Annotated in this window: 1 protein-coding gene; it reads left to right on the top strand. The window is 54.9% G+C overall.

Features of this window, described 5'->3' with window-relative positions:
- Positions 1 to 546 (top strand): ABC transporter ATP-binding protein (locus C942_RS24180; protein ID WP_036801885.1); only part of this gene is annotated, 546 nt, incomplete at both ends.

Genomic DNA, 546 nt, shown 5'->3' with positions numbered 1-546 from the left:
AGCAGGGGCAAGTGACCGTCGATGGGATCCCGCTGAACCAAATCAGTGTCCACCAACTCAGGCAACAGATCGGTGTCGTGCTGCAGGAGAATTTCCTGTTTAACAAAACCGTCAGTGAAAACATCGCCCAGTCTCGTCCACAAACCAGCCTGGAAGAGATCATTGAAGCCGCAAAACTTTCCGGTGCACATGAGTTCATTCTCAAACTGCCGATGGGTTATGACACCGTACTGGCCGAAGGCGGTCAGTCGCTGTCCGGCGGCCAGCGGCAGCGACTGGCAATTGCCCGTACCCTGCTTTCCGATCCAAGGGTGCTGATCCTCGATGAAGCCACCAGTGCGCTGGATGATGAATCCCAGGCGCTGATCCAATCCAATATGGCCGACATAGCCAAAGGGCGTACCGTGATCACCATTGCCCACCGGCTCTCTACCGTCCGGGACTGCGATCGGATCATCGTGCTTCATCAGGGCAATATCATCGAACAGGGCAGCCATCAGCAGCTGCTGGAACATGGCAAACAATACAAACAGTTATGGCAGCTAC

The sequence above is a fragment of the Photobacterium marinum genome (assembly GCF_000331515.1).
GTDB lineage: Bacteria > Pseudomonadota > Gammaproteobacteria > Enterobacterales > Vibrionaceae > Photobacterium > Photobacterium marinum.
This window is presented reverse-complemented; position numbering and strand designations above follow the sequence as displayed.